Raw genomic sequence first — 16813 nt, 5'->3', positions numbered from 1 at the left:
CCCCCCCCCCCCCCCCCCCCCCCCCCCCCCCCCCCCCCCCCCCCCCCCCCCCCCCCCCCCCCCACCGGTCCCACCGTCCGCCCCGGGCACGAGCAGGTCGGGCAGCTGGGCGAGCACGTCGTCGCGCAGCCCCGCACCGACGTCGGTGGCCAGCAGCCCCGCACCGGCGAGGGTCACGAACGCGGCGCAGGCGACCCGCAGCCCCCACGTCGTACGCCGCTCGCGACGCACCGCGACGCCCTCGGCGCCCGGCGCGGGCAGGGGCACCTCGGGGGGCCGCAGCGCGGCCACCAGCTCGGCGCCCACCGCGGAGGGCAGCACCCGCACGGGCGCGGCGGTCGTGGCTCGCTCGCGCACCGAGGACCACTGCCAGGGAGCGTCCGGGGGCGCGGGCGAGGGCTCGCCACCGGGCGAGTCGGGCTCTGCCACCGGGACCCCCCACGGATCGGCGCTGCTCGGACCGCTCCATCATGCCGCACCCGCGACCCGCGCGGGCCGACTTGACCACCGCGGAGGGTGAAGTCTCACGACGGCCCGCGAGGCACGGTGGGGCCATGACCTTCCGCGCACTCGTCCTGAACTGCACGCTGAAGAGCTCGCCGGCCCCGTCGAGCGCCGACAAGCTGGGCCGCGAGGTGCTCGCCGTGCTCGAGGAGCACGGCGGCAGCGGCGAGGTGGTGCGCGTCGTCGACCACCGGGTCCGCTTCGGCGTCTCCACCGACGAGGGCGACGGCGACGAGTGGCCCGCCATCCGGCAGAAGATCCTCGCCTGCGACGTGCTCGTGCTGGCCACCCCGATCTGGCTGGGCCAGCCCTCGTCGGTGGTGAAGATGGTGCTCGAGCGCCTCGACGCCGAGCTGGCCGAGACCGACGACGCCGGGCGCCCGGTCCTCTTCGACAAGGTCGCCCTCGTGGCCGTGGTCGGCAACGAGGACGGGGCCCACCACACCACCGCCGAGCTGCTCCAGGGGCTCAGCGACGTCGGGATGACCATCCCGGCCCAGGCGGCGACGTACTGGGTGGGCGAGGCGATGCACGGCACCGACTACAACGACCTCGAGGAGACCCCCGAGGGCACCGCGTCGACCACGCGCACCGCGGCGGCCAACGCCGCGCACCTCAGCGGGCTGCTGCGCGGGTCGGGCTACCCCGCCGGGTAGGCCCGCAGACCGACGCGGGAGTCAGCGGACGGGATGGCCGCCCTGGGCCAGGGCGTCCTTGACCTGGCCCACGGTGAGCGTGCCGAAGTGGAAGACCGAGGCCGCCAGCACCGCGTCGGCGCCCGCGTCGACCGCGGGCGCGAAGTGCTCGGGCGCCCCGGCGCCTCCCGAGGCGATCACCGGGATGCTCACCTCGCGGCGCACCGCCTCGATCAGCTCGAGGTCGAAGCCGTCGCGGGTGCCGTCGGCGTCCATGGCGTTGAGCAGGATCTCCCCCGCGCCCAGCTCGGCGGCCCGGTGCACCCACTCGACGGCGTCGAGCCCGGCCGAGGTGCGCCCGCCGTGGGTGGTCACCTCGAAGCCCGAGCCGGTGCCGCTCGCGCGGCGCGCGTCGACCGAGAGCACCAGCACCTGGTTGCCGAACCGGTCGGCGATCTCGGCGACCAGCTCGGGGCGGCGGATCGCGGCGGTGTTGACCGCGATCTTGTCGGCGCCCGCGCGCAGCAGCCGGTCGACGTCGGCCACCGAGCCCACGCCGCCGCCGACGGTGAGCGGGATGAAGACCTGCTCGGCGGTCGCCGCCACGATCTCCATCGTGGTGGCGCGGCCCTCGTGGGAGGCGGAGATGTCTAGGAAGGTCAGCTCGTCGGCGCCCTCGGCGTCGTAGAGCTTGGCCAGCTCGACCGGGTCGCCGGCGTCGCGCAGGCCCTGGAAGTTCACGCCCTTGACGACCCGGCCCCCGTCGACGTCGAGGCACGGGATGACGCGCACCGCGAGGCTCACGAGGCGCCCCTGGTCAGGGCGAGCGCGTCCTCGAGGGTGAAGCGGCCCTCGTAGAGGGCGGTGCCGGCGATCGCGCCCTCGACACCGTCGGGGACCAGCGACATCAGCGCCTCGATGTCGGCGAGCTCGGTGACCCCGCCGGAGGCGATGACCGGGCGGTCGGTGACCGCGCAGACGTCGCGCAGCAGCTGCAGGTTGGGCCCCTGCAGCATCCCGTCCTTGTTGACGTCGGTGACCACGTAGCGCGCGCAGCCCTCGGCGTCGAGGCGGGCCAGCACGTCGTAGAGGTCGCCGCCCTCGCGGGTCCAGCCGCGCGCGGCCAGGGTGCGCCCGCGCACGTCGAGGCCGATGGCGATCCGGTCGCCGTGCTCGGCGATCACCTTGGCGCACCACTCGGGCGACTCGAGCGCGGCGGTGCCGATGTTGACCCGGCGGCAGCCGGTGGCCAGCGCGGCCTCCAGCGACTCGTCGTCGCGGATGCCGCCCGACATCTCCACGTCGATGTCGAGCGCGCCGACGATCTGGGCCTGCAGGTCGCGGTTGGTGCCGCGTCCGAAGGCCGCGTCGAGGTCGACCAGGTGCAGCCACTCGGCGCCCGCGTCCTGCCAGCGGCGCGCGGCGGCGACCGGGTCGCCGTACACGCGCTCGGAGCCGGCGACGCCCTGGGCGAGCTGGACGGCGCGGCCCTCGGTGATGTCGACGGCGGGGAGGAGCTGCAGGTAGTCGCTCATGGGACCTTCCGGGTGGTGGAGCCGCCTCAGCGGCGGAACAGCAGGGTGTGCAGGACGGGGGCGGCCAGGGCGGAGACGACCAGCGACAGGGCGGGCCAGGCCCAGCCGTCGGTGAGCAGGGCGACGAGGACGTTGAGCACCACGACCAGCACGACGGTGGTGGTGCGCTGGCGGCGCTCCCGCTCGGCGACGATGCCGGTCGGGCGGCCGGTGCGCGAGCGCTCGGGCAGCCACGAGGCCACCGCCCGGCGTCGCGCCGCGCGCCGCTCGCGACGCTCGGCCTCGGCCGCGCGCGCCGCGGCCAGCAGCGCCTGCTCGTGCTCGCGCGCCTCGCGCCGGCGCGCCCGCTCCTTGCTCATCGCCCGGTGCCCGCGCTCAGGACCGCAGGGTGGCGACCCAGTTGCGCAGCAGCGCCGCGCCGGCGTCGCCCGACTTCTCGGGGTGGAACTGGGTGGCCCACAGCGGTCCGTTCTCGACCGCCGCGACGAACCGGTCACCGTCCTGCTCGGGGGCGCCGGTCTCGGCCCAGGTCACCAGCGGGGCGCGGGTGCGGTCGTTGGTCTCGAGCTCCCACTCGCGCACGCCGTAGGAGTGCACGAAGTAGAACCGCTCGCCCTCGACGCCGGCGAACATCGCCGAGCCCTCCGGCACCTCGACGGTGTTCCAGCCCATGTGCGGCACCACCGGTGCCTGCAGCCGCTCGACCAGGCCGGGCCACTCGTCGCAGCCCTCGCTCTCGACGCCGTGCTCGATGCCGCGCGCGAAGAGGACCTGCATGCCCACGCAGATGCCCAGCACCGGGCGGCCCCCGGCCAGGCGTCGGCCGATGATCCGCTCGCCCTTGACCTCGCGCAGCCCGGCCATGCACGCGGCGTACGCCCCGACGCCGGGCACCAGCAGGCCGTCGGCGGCCAGGCAGGCCTCGAAGTCGGAGGTCAGCTCGACCTCGGCGCCGGCGCGCTCGACGGCCCGCACGACCGAGCGCAGGTTGCCCGAGCCGTAGTCGAGGACCGCCACCGTGGGGCGATCGCTCACAGCGCGCCCTTCGTCGAGGGGATGCCGCTCTCGCGCGGGTCGATCGCGACCGCGTCGCGGAAGGCCCGGGCGAACGCCTTGAACTGCGTCTCGACGATGTGGTGCGGCTCGCGCCCGGCCAGCACCCGCACGTGCAGCGCGAGGTGGGCGTGGAAGGCGATCGTCTCGAAGACGTGGCGGGTCAGCGAGCCGAGGTAGCCCACCCCGCTGCCGCCCAGCGAGACGTACTGCTGGCCCTCGGGCTCGCCGGTGTGCACGCAGTAGGGGCGGCCGGAGACGTCGACGACGGCCTGGACCAGCGCCTCGTCGAGCGGCACGGTCGCGTCGCCGAAGCGGCGTACGCCGGCCTTGTCGCCCAGCGCCTGGCGCAGCGCCTGGCCCAGGGCGATCGCGGCGTCCTCGACGGTGTGGTGGGCGTCGATGTGCACGTCGCCCTCGACCTGGACGGTCAGGTCGACCAGCGCGTGGCGCGCGAAGGCGGTGAGCATGTGGTCGTAGAAGCCGACCCCGGTGGAGATGTCGTGGCGGCCCGACCCGTCGAGGTCGACCTCGACGAGCACCTTGGACTCGCTGGTCTGTCGCTCGATGCGTGCGGTGCGGCTCATCGGCTGCTCACTTCCTGGGTCGGCGGGGTCAGCGGGGTCTGCGGGGAGTCCAGCGCCAGCACCTCGTCGAGGGCGGCGTCGAAGGCCATCATCTCCTCCGGGGTGCCCACCGAGACGCGCAGCCACCCCTCGGGGCCGGTCTCGCGCACCAGCACGCCCCGCTCGAGCAGCTGCTCCCAGGTGGCGTGGCGGTCGGCGAAGCAGCCGAACAGCACGAAGTTGGCGTCGCTGTCGGTGACCGTGAGTCCCTTGGCGCGCAGCGAGGCGACCGTGCGGTCGCGCTCGGCGCGCAGGTCGTCGACCCGGCCGAGCAGCTCGGGGGCGTGGCGCAGCGCGGCCAGCGCGACCGCCTGGGTCACCGCCGAGAGGTGGTAGGGCAGGCGCACCACGCGGATGGCGTCACAGATCGCCGGGTCGGCGGCCAGGTAGCCCAGCCGGGCGCCGGCCAGCGCGAACGCCTTGCTCATGGTGCGGGTCACCACGAGGTTGCGGTGCTCGGGCAGCAGCTCGAGCGCGCTCGGCGTGCCCGCGCGGCGGAACTCGCCGTACGCCTCGTCGATGACCACCAGGCCGCAGGGCTCGTAGGAGGCCGCGGCCTCGCACAGCACGCCCACCGCCTCCGGCGCCAGGGCGGTGCCGGTGGGGTTGTTGGGGCTGGGCAGCAGGACGACGCTGGGCCGCTGCTCGAGCACCAGCGCGCGGGCGGCCTCGAGGTCGAGGGTGAAGTCGTCCTCGCGGCGACCCTGCACCCACTCGGTGGCGGTGTCGCGGGCGTACTCGGGGTACATCGAGTAGGTCGGGGCGAAGCTCAGCGCGCGCCGGCCCGGCCCGCCGAAGGCCTGCAGCAGCTGGAGCATGACCTCGTTGGAGCCGTTGGCCGCCCACACCTGCGCCGGGTCGATCGAGAAGCCCCGGGTGGGCTCGGTGTCGCGCGAGAGGTAGGCCGCCAGGGCGGCGCGCAGCTCGACGTGCTCGCGGTCGGGGTAGCGGTTCAGCGTCGTCGCGGCGGCACGCACCGCCTCGGCCACGTCGTCGGCGCAGGCCGGCGACGGGCCGTAGGGGTTCTCGTTGGTGTTGAGCTGCACCGGGGCGCGCTCCAGGGAGACCTGGGGCGCGCCGTACGGCGCCAGCCCCTGCAGCTCCTCGCGCAGCGGGGGGAAGACCATCGCCGGCCCCTAGCTCTCGAAGCGCACGCGCACGGCGGCGCCGTGACCGGGCAGGTCCTCGGCGTCGGCGAGGGTGACGACGTGGTCGGCCACCTCGGCCAGGCCCTCGCGCGAGTAGTCGACGACGTGCACCGACTTGGTGAACGCGCGCACCGAGAGCCCCGAGGAGTGGCAGGCGCAGCCGCCGCTGGGCAGCACGTGGTTGGAGCCGGCGCAGTAGTCGCCCAGGCTCACCGGGGCGTGCGGGCCCACGAAGATCGCGCCGGCGTTGCGCACCCGCGCCGCGACCTCGGACGCGTCGTCGGTGTGGATCTCGAGGTGCTCGGCGCCGTAGGCGTTGACGACCTCGAGACCCTGCTCGAGGTCGTCGACCAGCACGATGCCCGACTGGCGCCCGCCGAGGCTGGTGCGGATGCGCTCCTGGTGCTTGGTCACCGAGACCTGCTTGTCGAGCTCGGCGTCGACCTCGTCGGCGAGCCGCTCGGAGGTGGTCACCAGCACGCTCGCGGCCAGCGGGTCGTGCTCGGCCTGGCTGACCAGGTCGGCCGCGACGTACGCCGCCTGCGCGGTGTCGTCGGCCAGGACCGCGATCTCGGTCGGGCCGGCCTCGGAGTCGATGCCCACCACGCCCTTGAGCAGGCGCTTGGCGGTCACCACGTAGATGTTGCCCGGGCCGGTGACCATGTCGACGCGCTCGCACGGGCCGACCCCGTAGGCGAACATCGCGATCGCCTGGGCGCCGCCGACGGCGTAGACCTCCTCGACGCCGAGCATCTCGCAGGCCGCGAGGATGGTGGGGTGCACCTCGCCGCCGAAGTCCTTCTGCGGCGGGGAGGCCAGCGCCAGCGAGCGCACGCCCGCGGTCTGGGCGGGCACCACGTTCATCAGCACGCTCGAGACCAGCGGCGCGAGGCCGCCGGGCACGTAGAGGCCGACCCGGTCGATCGGCACCTTGCGGTGCGTCACCCGGGCGCCGGGGCCCAGGTCGGTGACGGCGTCGCGCTCGAGCTCGTTCTCGCAGGTCCTGCGCAGCCGCGCGATGGACTCCTCGAGCCCCGCGCGGATCGCCGGGTCGAGCTCCTCGAGGGCGCGGCGCATCGCCCCGGGGGCCACCCGCACGTCGTCGCGCTCGACCCCGTCGAACTTCGCCGACATCTCCTGGATCGCGGGGAGACCGCCGGTGCGCACCGCCTCGGTGATCGCATGCACCGCGGGCACGGCGGCCTCGACGTCGAAGTCGGCGCGGGGCAGGGCCGTGCGGTAGTCGAACGGCTCCCCTGCCGCGCGGCCGGTGGCGGCACTGCGCAGGTCGATGCGGCGGATCATGCCCCCGAGTCTACGAGCGCGCGCCCACCCGCACCGATTCAGCGGCGGTGATGGACAGCACGGCGCCCAACCCGGCGGCCAGCACGGTGCACGCCGGAGGGCTAGGTTGGTGGACGTGGACGACACGCTGCCGATGTTCCCGCTGGGCTCCGTGCTGTTCCCGGGCGTCAGCGTGCCGCTGACCGTCTTCGAGGACCGCTACCGGGCGCTGGTGCACCACCTGCTGCGCGTGGAGGACCCGACGCAGCGGCTGTTCGGCACCGTGGGCATCCGCGAGGGCTACGAGGTCGGCGACCACGGCGCGCAGTCGCTCTACCGGATCGGGGTCAAGGTGCTGCTCACCGAGGTCGAGCCGCACGACGACGGCACCTTCTCGTGCGTGGCCGTCGGCCTCGAGCGGATCGCGCTCGAGCGGCTCGAGACCTCGGGCCTCTTCCCGGTGGGCCACGTCGAGGAGCGTCCCGAGCCGGCCGGCGCCGTCGACGAGCACGTCGTCGAGCGCGCCCGCGCCGTCTTCACCGCCTACCGCGCCGCGCTGGCCGACCTGCGCGCCGACCCCTACAGCGGGGCGCTGCCCCGCGACCCGTCGTACCTGTCGTGGACGCTGGCGGCCTGCGCGCCGCTGCCCATGCCCGAGCGCCAGGCGCTGCTCGAGGCCGACGACGCCGGCGAGCGGCTGGTGCTGGTCACCGACCTGCTGCAGCAGGAGCTGCGGGCGATGAACGTGATCCCCTCCCTGCCCGCGACCGACGTGGCGCGCACGCGCTGGTCGCCCAACTAGGCGGGTCGGCGTGGCCCGCCGCTCCCGCGACCGCTCCCCCACCACCCAGGCCACGCTGGCGCTGGCGCGCGCCGGCGTGGAGCACGTGGCCCACACCTACGTGCACGACCCCCGCGCGGCGTCGTACGGGCTGGAGGCGGCGCAGGCCCTCGGCGTCGACGCGGCGCGGGTGCTCAAGACGCTGCTGGCCGAGGTCGACGGGCGGCTCGCGGTCGCGGTGGTGCCCGTCAGCGCCCAGCTCGACCTCAAGGCGCTGGCCCGGGCGCTGGGCGGCAGCCGCGCGGTGATGGCCGACCCCGCCGTCGCCGAGCGGGTCACCGGGTACGTCGTCGGTGGCATCTCGCCGCTGGGCCAGAAGAAGGCGCTGCCGACCGTCGTCGACACCGGCGCGCTGGAGCACCCCACGGTGCTGGTCTCCGGCGGGCGCCGCGGGTTCGACATCGAGCTCTCCCCCACCGACCTGGTCGCCCTCACCCGGGCCACCACCGCCCCGGTCTCCCGCTGACCCGGCCCATATCTCCCGCCGAGCCGGCCCAGACTTCCCGCTGATCGGGGCGCAGGAGGTCAGTCGGTGGTCAGGCGCACCCGGAGCCGGAGGACGTCGTCCTCGAGCCAGCTCGCCGCGCCGAAGGCGGCGAGCGGGGCGAGGTCGTCGAGGACCTCGGTGGCCTCGTCGGGTCCTCCGAGCTGCTCGAGCGCCTCGGCGACCACGGCGCGCACGGCATCCAGGTCGAGGTAGCTGATCCCCTCGGCCCGATCGGCGTCGGGCAGCACCGTGCGGAACCGCTCGCTGCGACCCAGCTCGCCGCCATCGGCGACCTCGTCGAGCCAGGGGCCGTCCAGCCCCACCGCCACACCGGCGTCGCCCTCGGCGAGACCGACCAGCCCGGCGTCGGGGCCGAGCTGGTCGGAGAGCGCCTCGACGACCTTCTCGACGTCGTCCACCTCACCGTCCACCTTCAGCGCCAGCGGGAACGACGTCGGGTCGGGACCGAGCATCTCGGCCGGGTCCACGCCGCCACCGATGGCCAGGGCCACGCCTCCGCCCACGGCGGCCTCGAGGTCGGAGCCGGTGAGACCCGTGAGCCTGACCAGCTCGTCGGCGAGCTCGTCGGCCTCCACGAGACCCTGCGAGGTGTCGGCCAGGTAGGTGAGGAGCTCGTCGAACCAGCCCTCCTGCACCCCCATCGCGTAGGCGAGCCCGGTGTCGGCGGGCAGCGAGCCCACCAGCTCGGAGACGTCGCCGCTCAACGCACGCAGGTAGCCCGACTCGCCGATCGACCCCGCCCCCTCGAGCTCGAGCGCGCCGTCGGCGAAGCGCAGCTGGGCCCCGGCACCCGCGAAGTCGCCGAGCGCCTCCTCGACCTGCTCGGGCAGCTCGTCCTGCCCCGGGACGCTCAGGCCCAGGTCCTCGGCGAGGGCAGGGTCCCTCTCCACCAGCCCGGCGAGGTAGGGGCCTGCGGCGGGCGCGGCGTACAGCGTCACCAGCCCCTCCCCACCCGCGGCGGAGGTCCAGCGCTGGAAGTCCTCGTCGTCGGCCAGCGTGCCCTCGGCCACCAGGTCCTGCACGCGCCCCAGGCTCTCGGCATCCTCGGTGGCCAGCAGCCAGTCGCCCTCGACCGACCAGGCGAAGCTCGCCTCCCCCGAGTCGTCGCCGCACGCGTCGATCTCCGCGAGGCCCTCGTCGGCGGCCTCGGCGTCGGTGACCTCGACCGCCACGACGGCAGCGGGCGCGTCGCCCCCGAGGTCCACGGCCGCCACGCCGAGCCGGTCCCCGAGCCACGGCTCGACGTCCTCGCCGTGGCTGAGTCCCGTGCAGGGAGCATCCTCGAGGACCAGGTCGACGAGGCGCTCCTTGAGGTCGACGTCGCTGGCATCCCCCTCGAGGTCGAGCTCCTCGGCGAGAGCCGGGAACTTGCGCAGCGTCTCGAGCGCCTGCAGCTTCTGCTGACCGCTCGGGTCGAGGGTGAGCCCGACGTAGCCCAGGCTGTCGGCGGGCAGCGCCTCGGCGGCGGACCCGCCGTCGGCGAGGTACCACCACGCACCGAAGGCGACGCCACCGGCGACTCCGAGCCCCAGCACGCCCAGGCCCGCGAGCAGCAGCGGACGCCGACGCCGGCCACCCCTGGCGGGGCGACGACCCCCGCCGGACTCGAGGTACTCCGGGGTGCCGCGCTGCCAGGCTTCGTGGGGCTGGTGCGGCTCGGGGTTCGGCTGGTTCTCAGGGGGCTGGTGGTTCGTCACCCGCGGAGGGTACCCGCGGCACTAGCGCTCCCGTGCACCGAGCGGGAGGGCGAAGTACACGCCGCTCAGGCCCACGAGCGCCCCCAGGGGCCAGGCCACCAGCGCCCCCAGACTGTCGAGGCTCAGGTCGCTGGGCAGGCTCGCGCCACGACCCGCGGTGCGGGCCAGCTCCTGCGGGTCGGCCGGACCGAGCACCGCGCCGACCTGCCACATCACCACGGCCGCCAGCACCGAGGCCACCAGCACCACCACCAGGGCCAGCAGCTCCCGGCCGAGGAGAGCCAGGCTGGACAGCGCGCCCAGCACGACTCCCCCGCCCAGCGCGAGAACGACGTACTGCGCGGTGCCGGCGAACTCGTTGCGCAGCGCGTCGAGGTCGTAGCGGCCCTCGGCGTCGACGGGGAACCACTCCTTGCGGAAGACCGTGCCCGTGGACGGCTCCCACCAGCGCTCCCAGACCCAGCCCAGCGCGGCCCCGGCGACGAGGAAGACCAGCACGACGCCCAGCGCCTGCAGCAGGCTCGCGCGCAGCCCCGCCCGCGCCCGGCGTACGTCGCCCGGTTGCGCGAGCGAGGAGCCGAACGGGTAGTGGTGCGACGACGAGTGGGTCAGCTGGTCAGGCATCCCGGACCCAGCAGCGCCTTGAGGTCGGCGAACAGCGCCGGGGTCGGAGTGACCCGCAGCCGGTCGTCGAGCCTCATCACCTTCGTCGCCTCCCGCGTCATGAGTCGCAACCGTACTTCGGTCATCCCAGGGTGGGTGCCGAGCACGTCCTTGAGCTGCTCGACCACGGGGCCGGTGCAGCGCGTCGAGGGCATCGAGATGACGACCGGGCCCGACGGGCCGTCGGAGATGTCGGGGACCGAGACCTCCTGGCCGTGGATCTCGGGCTGGTCCTTGCTGCGCGAGAGCCGGCCCTTGACGGTCAGGATCGCGTCCTCGACCAGCAGCGTCGAGGCCAGCTGGTAGGCGCTGGGGAAGAGCAGCACGTCGATGCCGCCGTCGAGGTCCTCGAGCGTGATCATCGCCCACGCGTCGCCGCGCTTGGTGATCTTGCGCTGCACCGAGGTGACCAGGCCGCTGATGGTGATCGGCGAGCCGTCGGTGCGGTCCTCGTCGAGCATCAGCTGGCCGATGGTGCAGTCGGAGCCGTTGGCCAGCACGTGCTCCAGGCCCAGCAGCGGGTGGTCGGAGACGTAGAGACCGAGCATGTCGCGCTCGTGGGCCAGCAGCGTGGTCTTGTCCCACTCGTCGATGTCGGGCACCGTCACCGAGATCCCGAAGGAGCCGCCCGCGTCGTCGTCCATCCCGCCGAAGAGGGAGTCCTGGCCGATGGCCTCGTTGCGCTTGATGTCGACGTACTGGTCGACGGCGGTCTCGTGGATGGCCACCAGCGCACGGCGGCGGTGCTTCATCTCGTCGAAGGCACCGGCCTTGACCAGCGACTCGATGACGCGCTTGTTGCACACCAGCGCCGGCACCTTGTCCATGAAGTCGTTGAAGTCGGTGTAGCGGCCCTTCTGCTCGCGCCCCGAGACGATGCCGTCGACGACGTTGGCCCCGACGTTGCGCACCGCGGTCAGGCCGAAGCGCACGTCGTTGCCGACCGGGGTGAAGTTGGCGGCCGACTCGTTGACGTCGGGCGGCAGCACCTGGATCTTCATGCGTCGGCACTCGTTGAGGTAGATCGCCGACTTGTCCTTGTCGTCCTTGACCGAGGTCAGCAGCGCGGCCATGTACTCGGCCGGGTAGTTGGCCTTGAGGTAGGCGGTCCAGTAGGACACCACGCCGTACGCCGCCGAGTGCGCCTTGTTGAAGGCGTAGTCGGAGAACGGCAGCAGGATGTCCCACAGCGTCTTGATGGCGGCGTCGGAGTAGCCCTGCTCCTTCATGCCGGCCGAGAAGCCGGCGAACTGCTTGTCGAGCTCGGCCTTCTTCTTCTTGCCCATCGCGCGCCGCAGGATGTCGGCCTGGCCCAGCGTGTAGCCCGCGAGCTTCTGGGCGATCGCCATCACCTGCTCCTGGTAGACGATCAGGCCGTAGGTCTCGCCCAGCACGTCCTCGAGCGCCTCGGCGAGCTCGGGGTGGATCGGCTCGACCGGCTCACGACCGGTCTTGCGGCGCGCGTACTTGTTGTGCGAGTCGGCACCCATCGGGCCGGGTCGGTAGAGCGCGCCGACCGCGGAGATGTCCTCGAAGGTGTCGGGGCGCATCGAGCGCAGCAGCGCGCGCATCGGGCCGCCGTCGAGCTGGAAGACGCCCAGGGTGTCGCCGCGCTGCAGCAGGGCGTAGGTGTTCTCGTCGGTCAGCTCGAGGTCCTCGAGGACCACCGTCTCGCCGCGGTTGGCCTCGATGTTCTTGATGGCGTCGTCGAGGACGGTCAGGTTGCGCAGCCCGAGGAAGTCCATCTTGATCAGGCCGAGGCCCTCACAGGTGGGGTAGTCGAACTGGGTGATCATCGCGCCGTCGGCGGGGCGCTTGAGCAGCGGGATGACGTCCTCGAGCGGCTCGCTCGACATGATCACGCCGGCGGCGTGCACGCCCCACTGGCGCTTGAGGCCCTCGATGCCGATGGCGGTGTCGACGACCTTCTGCACGTCGTTGTCGGCGTCGTAGAGCTGGCGGAACTCCCCGCCCTCGCCGTAGCGGGCGTGCTCGGGGTCGAAGATCTGCTGCAGCGGCACGTCCTTGCCCATCACCGCCGCGGGCATCGCCTTGGTGATGCGGTCGCCCATCGCGAAGGGGTAGCCCAGGATGCGCGAGGAGTCCTTGACGGCCTGCTTGGCCTTGATGGTGCCGTAGGTGACGATGTAGGAGACCCGGTCGTCGCCGTACTTCTCGGTGACGTACTTGATGACCTCGCCGCGCCGGCGCTCGTCGAAGTCGATGTCGAAGTCGGGCATGGAGACGCGGTCGGGGTTGAGGAAGCGCTCGAAGATCAGCCCGTGCACCAGCGGGTCGAGGTCGGTGATGCGCAGCGCGTAGGCGACCATCGAGCCCGCGCCCGAGCCGCGGCCGGGGCCGACGCGGATGCCGTTGTTCTTGGCCCAGTTGATGAAGTCGGCGACGACGAGGAAGTAGCCGGGGAAGCCCATCTGGGTGATCACGCCGAGCTCGAACTCGGCCTGCTTGCGGACCTCGTCGGGGATGCCGTTCGGGTAGCGGAACTGCAGCCCGCGCTCGACCTCCTTGACCAGCCAGGAGTCCTCGTTCTCCCCCGGCGGGCAGGGGAACTTGGGCATGTACTTGCCCACGCCCTCGGAGAACTCCACGTCGCAGCGCTCGGCGATCAGCAGCGTGTTGTCGCACGCCTCGCGCAGCTGGTACCTGTCGGCCCACAGCGCCCGCATCTCCTCGGCAGATTTGATGTAGTAGCCGTCCCCGGAGAAGGCGAAGCGCTGGCCGGGGCCGTCACCGGCGGGGATGTCCATCGTGGAGCCGGAGTTGATGCACAGCAGGTGCTCCTGGCTCTTGGCGTCCTCGCGCATGACGTAGTGCGAGTCGTTGGTGGCCAGCAGCGGGATCTTGAGGTCGCGGCCGAGCTCGAGCAGGCCGTCGCGGACCCGGTTCTCGATGTCGAGGCCGTGGTCCATCAGCTCGAGGAAGTAGTTCTCCTTGCCGAGGATCTCCTGGAAGTCGCCGGCGGCCTGGCGGGCGGCGGCGTAGTTGCCGTGGCGCAGGTGCACCTGGATCTCGCCGGAGGGGCAGCCGGTGGTGCCGATGATCCCCTTGCCGTGCTGCGAGAGCAGCTCGCGGTCCATCCGCGGGTGCTTGAAGAAGCCGTCGCGCCACGCCCCGGTCGAGAGCCGGAAGAGGTTGTGCATGCCCTCGGTCGACTCCGAGAGCAGCGTCATGTGGGTGTAGGCGCCGCGGTTGGAGACGTCGTCGGGCCCGCCCCCGTAGAAGTTGACGCCCTTGCGCTCGAAGCGCGAGATGTTGGGCGCGAAGTAGGCCTCGATGCCGATGATCGGCTTCACGCCGGCGGCCTTGGCCTTCGAGTAGAACTCGTAGGCGCCGAACACGTTGCCGTGGTCGGTCATGGCGATGGCCGGCATGCCCAGCTCGGCCGCGCGCTCGGTCAGCGCGCCCAGCCGGGCGGCGCCGTCGAGCATGGAGTACTCGGTGTGCACGTGCAGGTGCACGAAGGAGTCCGACGAGGTCGCCATGGTCGCGAGCAGCATCCCTTCGGGATCGGTGCGGTGGGGCAGCATCGAGCGCGACCAGCGCAGGGCACCGGGGTCGTACGTCGATCCTGGGGGAAGGACGTCAGCCTACGCGACCGACACCGACAGGTTGCCAGGGCGCACCGACACTCAGGTCCGCTCGGCCGCCGCGTCCAGGGACTCGGTGATGATGGCGTGCGCGATCCGCTCGAGGCGCTCGACACCGAGCTCGGGAGCACGGGTCGCGAGCGCCTCGGCCACGGCGCGCTCGCGCCCCGGGTCGCGCCTCGTGGTGTCCTTGAAGGGCTGGATGGCGCGGGTCAGCGCCGCGCGGCGCGCCAGCAGGTCACCCAGCTGGGCGTCGACGTCGTCGACCAGGCCGCGCAGGAACCGCAGCGGCTCGGCGCCCGGCCAGGCCAGCCGCACGTCGGGGGCGCCCTCCTCGTTCGCCGAGCCGTCGGTGCTCTCGAGCTCGACGAGGCCGTGGCCTGCGTAGAACGCCCGGGCCGGGGCGTTGGAGGCGAAGACCCACAGGCAGAAGCCGTCGGGCTCGCGCGCCTTGACCAGGTCGAGCAGCGCGCCGCCCACGCCGCGCCGCGCCGCCACCGGAGCGACGTACAGGTCGTCGAGCCAGCCGGGGGTCAGCCGGGCGTAGCCCACGACGCCGTGGTCCGCGAGGTCGGCGACCCACACCTCGTCGGTCACCAGCCGCGCCGCCAGCCACCGGGCGACGTCGGCCTCGCCGTGCACCGGGTCGGGCATGGGAGCGGCCCGGCGGGCCGCCACGTGCACAGCAGCCAGCGCTGCGGCCTCGCCCGGCTCGGCCGGGCGCAGCCACAGGTCGCTGGTGTCAGTGGGCATCGCGGATCGTGTCGAGCGCGCGGGCCAGGTCGTCGGGGTACGACGACTCGTACTGGACCTGCTCGCCGGTGTCGGGGTGCTCGAAGCCCAGGCGCACCGCGTGCAGCCACTGCCGCTCGACGCCGAACCGCTTGGCCAGCACCGGGTCGGCGCCGTAGGTCAGGTCGCCCACGCAGGGGTGCTTCAGCGCGCTCATGTGCACCCGGATCTGGTGGGTGCGCCCGGTCTCGAGGTGGACCTCGAGCAGGCTCGCGAAGCGGTGCGCCTCAAGGGTCTCGTAGTGGGTGACCGACGCACGGCCGTCGGCCATCACCGCGAACTTGTAGTCGGCCTTGGGGTGGCGGCCGATGGGGGCGTCGATGGTGCCCTCCAGCGGGTCGGGGTGGCCCTGCACGACCGCGTGGTAGGTCTTGTCGACCGTGCGGTGCCGGAAGGCGTTCTTGAGCACCGAGTAGGCGTGCTCGGACTTGCAGATCACCATCACGCCGGACGTGCCGACGTCGAGCCGCTGGACGATGCCCTGGCGCTCGGAGGCGCCGCTGGTGGCGATCCGGAACCCGGCGCCGGCGAGGTGGCCGACCACGGTCGGCCCGCCCCAACCCGGCGAGGGGTGCACCGCGACGCCCACCGGCTTGTCGATCACCACGATGGAGTCGTCGTCGTGGATGATCTTGATGCCCTCGACGATCTCGGGCTTGACCTCGAGGGGGTCCACGACGCTGGGGATGCTGACCTCGAGGAGCGAGCCGGGCAGCACCCGGTCGCTCTTGCTCGGGGTGGCACCGTCGAGGAGCACGTGGCCCTGAGCCACGAGCTCGGCGGCACGGCTGCGGGAGAGCCCGAAGAGCCGCGCCATGGCGGCGTCGACCCGCTCACCGGCCATGGCGTCGGGGACGTGCAGGGCACGCTGGTCGGAGACCCGGGTCATGCTGCTCGCTCCTGCTCGTCGTCGCGCTCGCGGGTGCCGTCGAGGCGCACGCCCCGGAAGGCCTGCACCAGGATCAGCGCCGCGGCACCGTTGATGGCCATGTCGGCGAGGTTGAAGACCGGCCAGTTGGGCAGCATCAGGAAGTCGATGACGTGACCGCGCATGGGTCCGGGGGCACGGAAGACCCGGTCGGTCAGGTTGCCGAGCACACCGGCCATCAGCAGTCCCAGGCCCAGGGCCCACAACCGGCTGCGCAGCCGGACGCTGAGGTAGGCCACCACGACGGCGGCCACGATGGACAGCACGCTGAGCACCACGGTGTACTCGGTGCCGGTGCTGAAGGCGGCCCCCGGGTTCTTCACCAGCCGCAGGACCAGCAGGTCGCCCACGACAGGCACGTCGGGCTCCCCCTCGAGCCGGCTCACGGCGAGCACCTTGGTGCCCAGGTCGAGCGCGTAGCCCGTCAGGGCGACGACGGCGAAGAGCGCCCAGGTACGTCGGCGGGTCGGTCGGTCCTCGGGTGCTGCGGCCGGGTCTATCGCCGCTCCTCGCGCTGCTTGCATGGCATGCACAGTGTCGCACGGGGGAAGGCCATCAACCGCAACTTGCCGATCGGCTGACCGCACGACTCGCACTGCCCGTAGCTGCCGTCGGCGATGCGCCCCAGGGCCCGGTCGATCTGGGCGAGCTTGTCGCGCTCGCTGTTGAGCACGCTCAGCTCGTGGTCGCGCTCGAAGCTCGTGGCGCCGACGTCGGCCTGGTCGAGCCCGGCTCCGTCACCGGAGTCGCGCATCAAACCGTCGAGCTCGGCCTCCATCTCCGCCACGACGGCGGCGCTGTGCTCGCGCTGCTCGTTGAGCTCGCCGAGCAGCTCGTCGAGCTCGCCGGGGGTCCAGGCCTCCTCGTCGGACTTGACGACCAGCGCCTCCGCGGCTGCCGGGGCCTTCTTGGCGGTCTTCTTCGGGGCGGTCTTCTTCGCGGGTGAGCTCGTCACGGGCGCTGCCTTCTTGTCCGGGGTCGTGGTGGAGCG

General features: G+C 73.1%; 18 protein-coding genes. 3 read left to right on the top strand and 15 right to left on the bottom strand.

Annotated elements, in window-relative coordinates:
- Window positions 1-429, bottom strand: a 429-nt coding sequence (locus tag ABKW28_RS17410) for a hypothetical protein (RefSeq protein ID WP_348611910.1), incomplete at its 3' end; no start/stop codon positions are given.
- 125 nt (window positions 430-554) lie between these two features.
- Here ABKW28_RS17410 and ABKW28_RS17405 point away from each other — a divergent pair.
- Complete coding sequence (locus ABKW28_RS17405) at window positions 555-1160, top strand: NAD(P)H-dependent oxidoreductase (RefSeq protein WP_193669193.1); 606 nt, start codon at window positions 555-557, stop codon at window positions 1158-1160.
- Between the two features lie 21 nt (window positions 1161-1181).
- Here ABKW28_RS17405 and hisF read toward each other — a convergent pair whose 3' ends face one another.
- The 7 genes from hisF to hisD are packed head-to-tail and all read right to left on the bottom strand — an operon-like array spanning window position 1182 to window position 6806.
- Window positions 1182-1943, bottom strand: a complete 762-nt coding sequence (gene hisF / locus ABKW28_RS17400; RefSeq protein ID WP_348611907.1) for an imidazole glycerol phosphate synthase subunit HisF — start codon at window positions 1941-1943, stop codon at window positions 1182-1184.
- Window positions 1940-2674, bottom strand: coding sequence for a bifunctional 1-(5-phosphoribosyl)-5-((5-phosphoribosylamino)methylideneamino)imidazole-4-carboxamide isomerase/phosphoribosylanthranilate isomerase PriA (gene priA, locus ABKW28_RS17395; RefSeq protein ID WP_193669191.1), 735 nt, complete (start codon window positions 2672-2674; stop codon window positions 1940-1942). Before priA ends, hisF begins: the two co-directional genes overlap by 4 nt.
- Window positions 2675-2700: 26 nt before the next feature.
- Entirely contained in the window at window positions 2701-3033 is a 333-nt protein-coding gene (locus ABKW28_RS17390) for a hypothetical protein (RefSeq protein WP_193669190.1), read from the bottom strand.
- Between the two features lie 16 nt (window positions 3034-3049).
- Window positions 3050-3709 carry an imidazole glycerol phosphate synthase subunit HisH gene (hisH, locus tag ABKW28_RS17385; protein ID WP_193669189.1) on the bottom strand — a complete coding sequence of 220 codons (660 nt, stop codon included), beginning with the start codon at window positions 3707-3709 and terminating at the stop codon, window positions 3050-3052.
- Window positions 3706-4314: an imidazoleglycerol-phosphate dehydratase HisB gene (hisB, locus tag ABKW28_RS17380; protein ID WP_193669188.1), complete on the bottom strand. Its 609-nt coding sequence runs from the start codon at window positions 4312-4314 to the stop codon at window positions 3706-3708. Before hisB ends, hisH begins: the two co-directional genes overlap by 4 nt.
- Window positions 4311-5480 carry a histidinol-phosphate transaminase gene (locus tag ABKW28_RS17375; RefSeq protein ID WP_348611904.1) on the bottom strand — a complete coding sequence of 390 codons (1170 nt, stop codon included), beginning with the start codon at window positions 5478-5480 and terminating at the stop codon, window positions 4311-4313. The genes hisB and ABKW28_RS17375 overlap by 4 nt, the downstream gene beginning before the upstream one ends.
- A gap of 9 nt (window positions 5481-5489) precedes the next feature.
- Window positions 5490-6806 (bottom strand): histidinol dehydrogenase, encoded by a 1317-nt coding sequence (hisD, locus tag ABKW28_RS17370; protein ID WP_348611901.1) that lies wholly within the window; start codon window positions 6804-6806, stop codon window positions 5490-5492.
- Between the two features lie 115 nt (window positions 6807-6921).
- On the opposite strand from hisD, the gene ABKW28_RS17365 reads away from it, so the two are divergent.
- Entirely contained in the window at window positions 6922-7587 is a 666-nt protein-coding gene (locus tag ABKW28_RS17365) for an LON peptidase substrate-binding domain-containing protein (protein ID WP_193669185.1), read from the top strand.
- Window positions 7588-7597: 10 nt separating this feature from the next.
- Complete coding sequence (ybaK, locus tag ABKW28_RS17360) at window positions 7598-8092, top strand: Cys-tRNA(Pro) deacylase (protein ID WP_348611898.1); 495 nt, start codon at window positions 7598-7600, stop codon at window positions 8090-8092.
- Between the two features lie 59 nt (window positions 8093-8151).
- Here ybaK and ABKW28_RS17355 read toward each other — a convergent pair whose 3' ends face one another.
- The 7 genes from ABKW28_RS17355 to ABKW28_RS17325 form a co-directional block, all read right to left on the bottom strand.
- Complete coding sequence (locus ABKW28_RS17355) at window positions 8152-9831, bottom strand: hypothetical protein (protein ID WP_348611895.1); 1680 nt, start codon at window positions 9829-9831, stop codon at window positions 8152-8154.
- A 21-nt stretch (window positions 9832-9852) separates the two neighbouring features.
- A complete protein-coding gene (locus ABKW28_RS17350; RefSeq protein ID WP_193670361.1) occupies window positions 9853-10455 on the bottom strand; it encodes a hypothetical protein in 603 nt (200 codons plus the stop codon).
- Window positions 10440-14012 (bottom strand): DNA polymerase III subunit alpha, encoded by a 3573-nt coding sequence (dnaE, locus tag ABKW28_RS17345; RefSeq protein WP_227492160.1) that lies wholly within the window; start codon window positions 14010-14012, stop codon window positions 10440-10442. The genes ABKW28_RS17350 and dnaE overlap by 16 nt, the downstream gene beginning before the upstream one ends.
- Window positions 14013-14144: 132 nt before the next feature.
- Complete coding sequence (locus tag ABKW28_RS17340; protein WP_348611892.1) at window positions 14145-14855, bottom strand: GNAT family N-acetyltransferase; 711 nt, start codon at window positions 14853-14855, stop codon at window positions 14145-14147.
- Entirely contained in the window at window positions 14845-15783 is a 939-nt protein-coding gene (locus ABKW28_RS17335) for an RluA family pseudouridine synthase (protein WP_348611889.1), read from the bottom strand. The genes ABKW28_RS17340 and ABKW28_RS17335 overlap by 11 nt, the downstream gene beginning before the upstream one ends.
- On the bottom strand, window positions 15780-16346 hold the full coding sequence (gene lspA, locus ABKW28_RS17330) for a signal peptidase II (protein ID WP_193670364.1): 567 nt from the start codon (window positions 16344-16346) through the stop codon (window positions 15780-15782). Before lspA ends, ABKW28_RS17335 begins: the two co-directional genes overlap by 4 nt.
- Window positions 16319-16777 (bottom strand): TraR/DksA C4-type zinc finger protein, encoded by a 459-nt coding sequence (locus ABKW28_RS17325; RefSeq protein ID WP_193670365.1) that lies wholly within the window; start codon window positions 16775-16777, stop codon window positions 16319-16321. The genes lspA and ABKW28_RS17325 overlap by 28 nt, the downstream gene beginning before the upstream one ends.
- Window positions 16778-16813: the final 36 nt, after the last annotated feature.

It is taken from the genome of Nocardioides sp. 31GB23, assembly GCF_040012395.1.
Classification (GTDB): domain Bacteria; phylum Actinomycetota; class Actinomycetes; order Propionibacteriales; family Nocardioidaceae; genus Nocardioides; species Nocardioides salarius.
Note: the sequence above shows the minus strand (reverse complement) of the source record. Positions and strands in the feature narration are given on the sequence as shown.

Bases quoted from the DNA above. Each gene is read 5' to 3' on its own strand.
- ABKW28_RS17405 (WP_193669193.1), top strand. From the start codon at position 555: ATGACCTTCCGCGCACTCGTCCTGAACTGCACGCTGAAGAGCTCGCCG.
- priA (WP_193669191.1), bottom strand. From the start codon at position 2,674: ATGAGCGACTACCTGCAGCTCCTCCCCGCCGTCGACATCACCGAGGGC.
- ABKW28_RS17390 (WP_193669190.1), bottom strand. From the start codon at position 3,033: ATGAGCAAGGAGCGGGCGCGCCGGCGCGAGGCGCGCGAGCACGAGCAG.
- hisB (WP_193669188.1), bottom strand. From the start codon at position 4,314: ATGAGCCGCACCGCACGCATCGAGCGACAGACCAGCGAGTCCAAGGTG.
- ABKW28_RS17375 (WP_348611904.1), bottom strand. From the start codon at position 5,480: ATGGTCTTCCCCCCGCTGCGCGAGGAGCTGCAGGGGCTGGCGCCGTAC.
- hisD (WP_348611901.1), bottom strand. From the start codon at position 6,806: ATGATCCGCCGCATCGACCTGCGCAGTGCCGCCACCGGCCGCGCGGCA.
- ABKW28_RS17350 (WP_193670361.1), bottom strand. From the start codon at position 10,455: ATGCCTGACCAGCTGACCCACTCGTCGTCGCACCACTACCCGTTCGGC.
- dnaE (WP_227492160.1), bottom strand. From the start codon at position 14,012: ATGCTGCTCGCGACCATGGCGACCTCGTCGGACTCCTTCGTGCACCTG.
- ABKW28_RS17340 (WP_348611892.1), bottom strand. From the start codon at position 14,855: ATGCCCACTGACACCAGCGACCTGTGGCTGCGCCCGGCCGAGCCGGGC.
- ABKW28_RS17335 (WP_348611889.1), bottom strand. From the start codon at position 15,783: ATGACCCGGGTCTCCGACCAGCGTGCCCTGCACGTCCCCGACGCCATG.
- lspA (WP_193670364.1), bottom strand. From the start codon at position 16,346: ATGCAAGCAGCGCGAGGAGCGGCGATAGACCCGGCCGCAGCACCCGAG.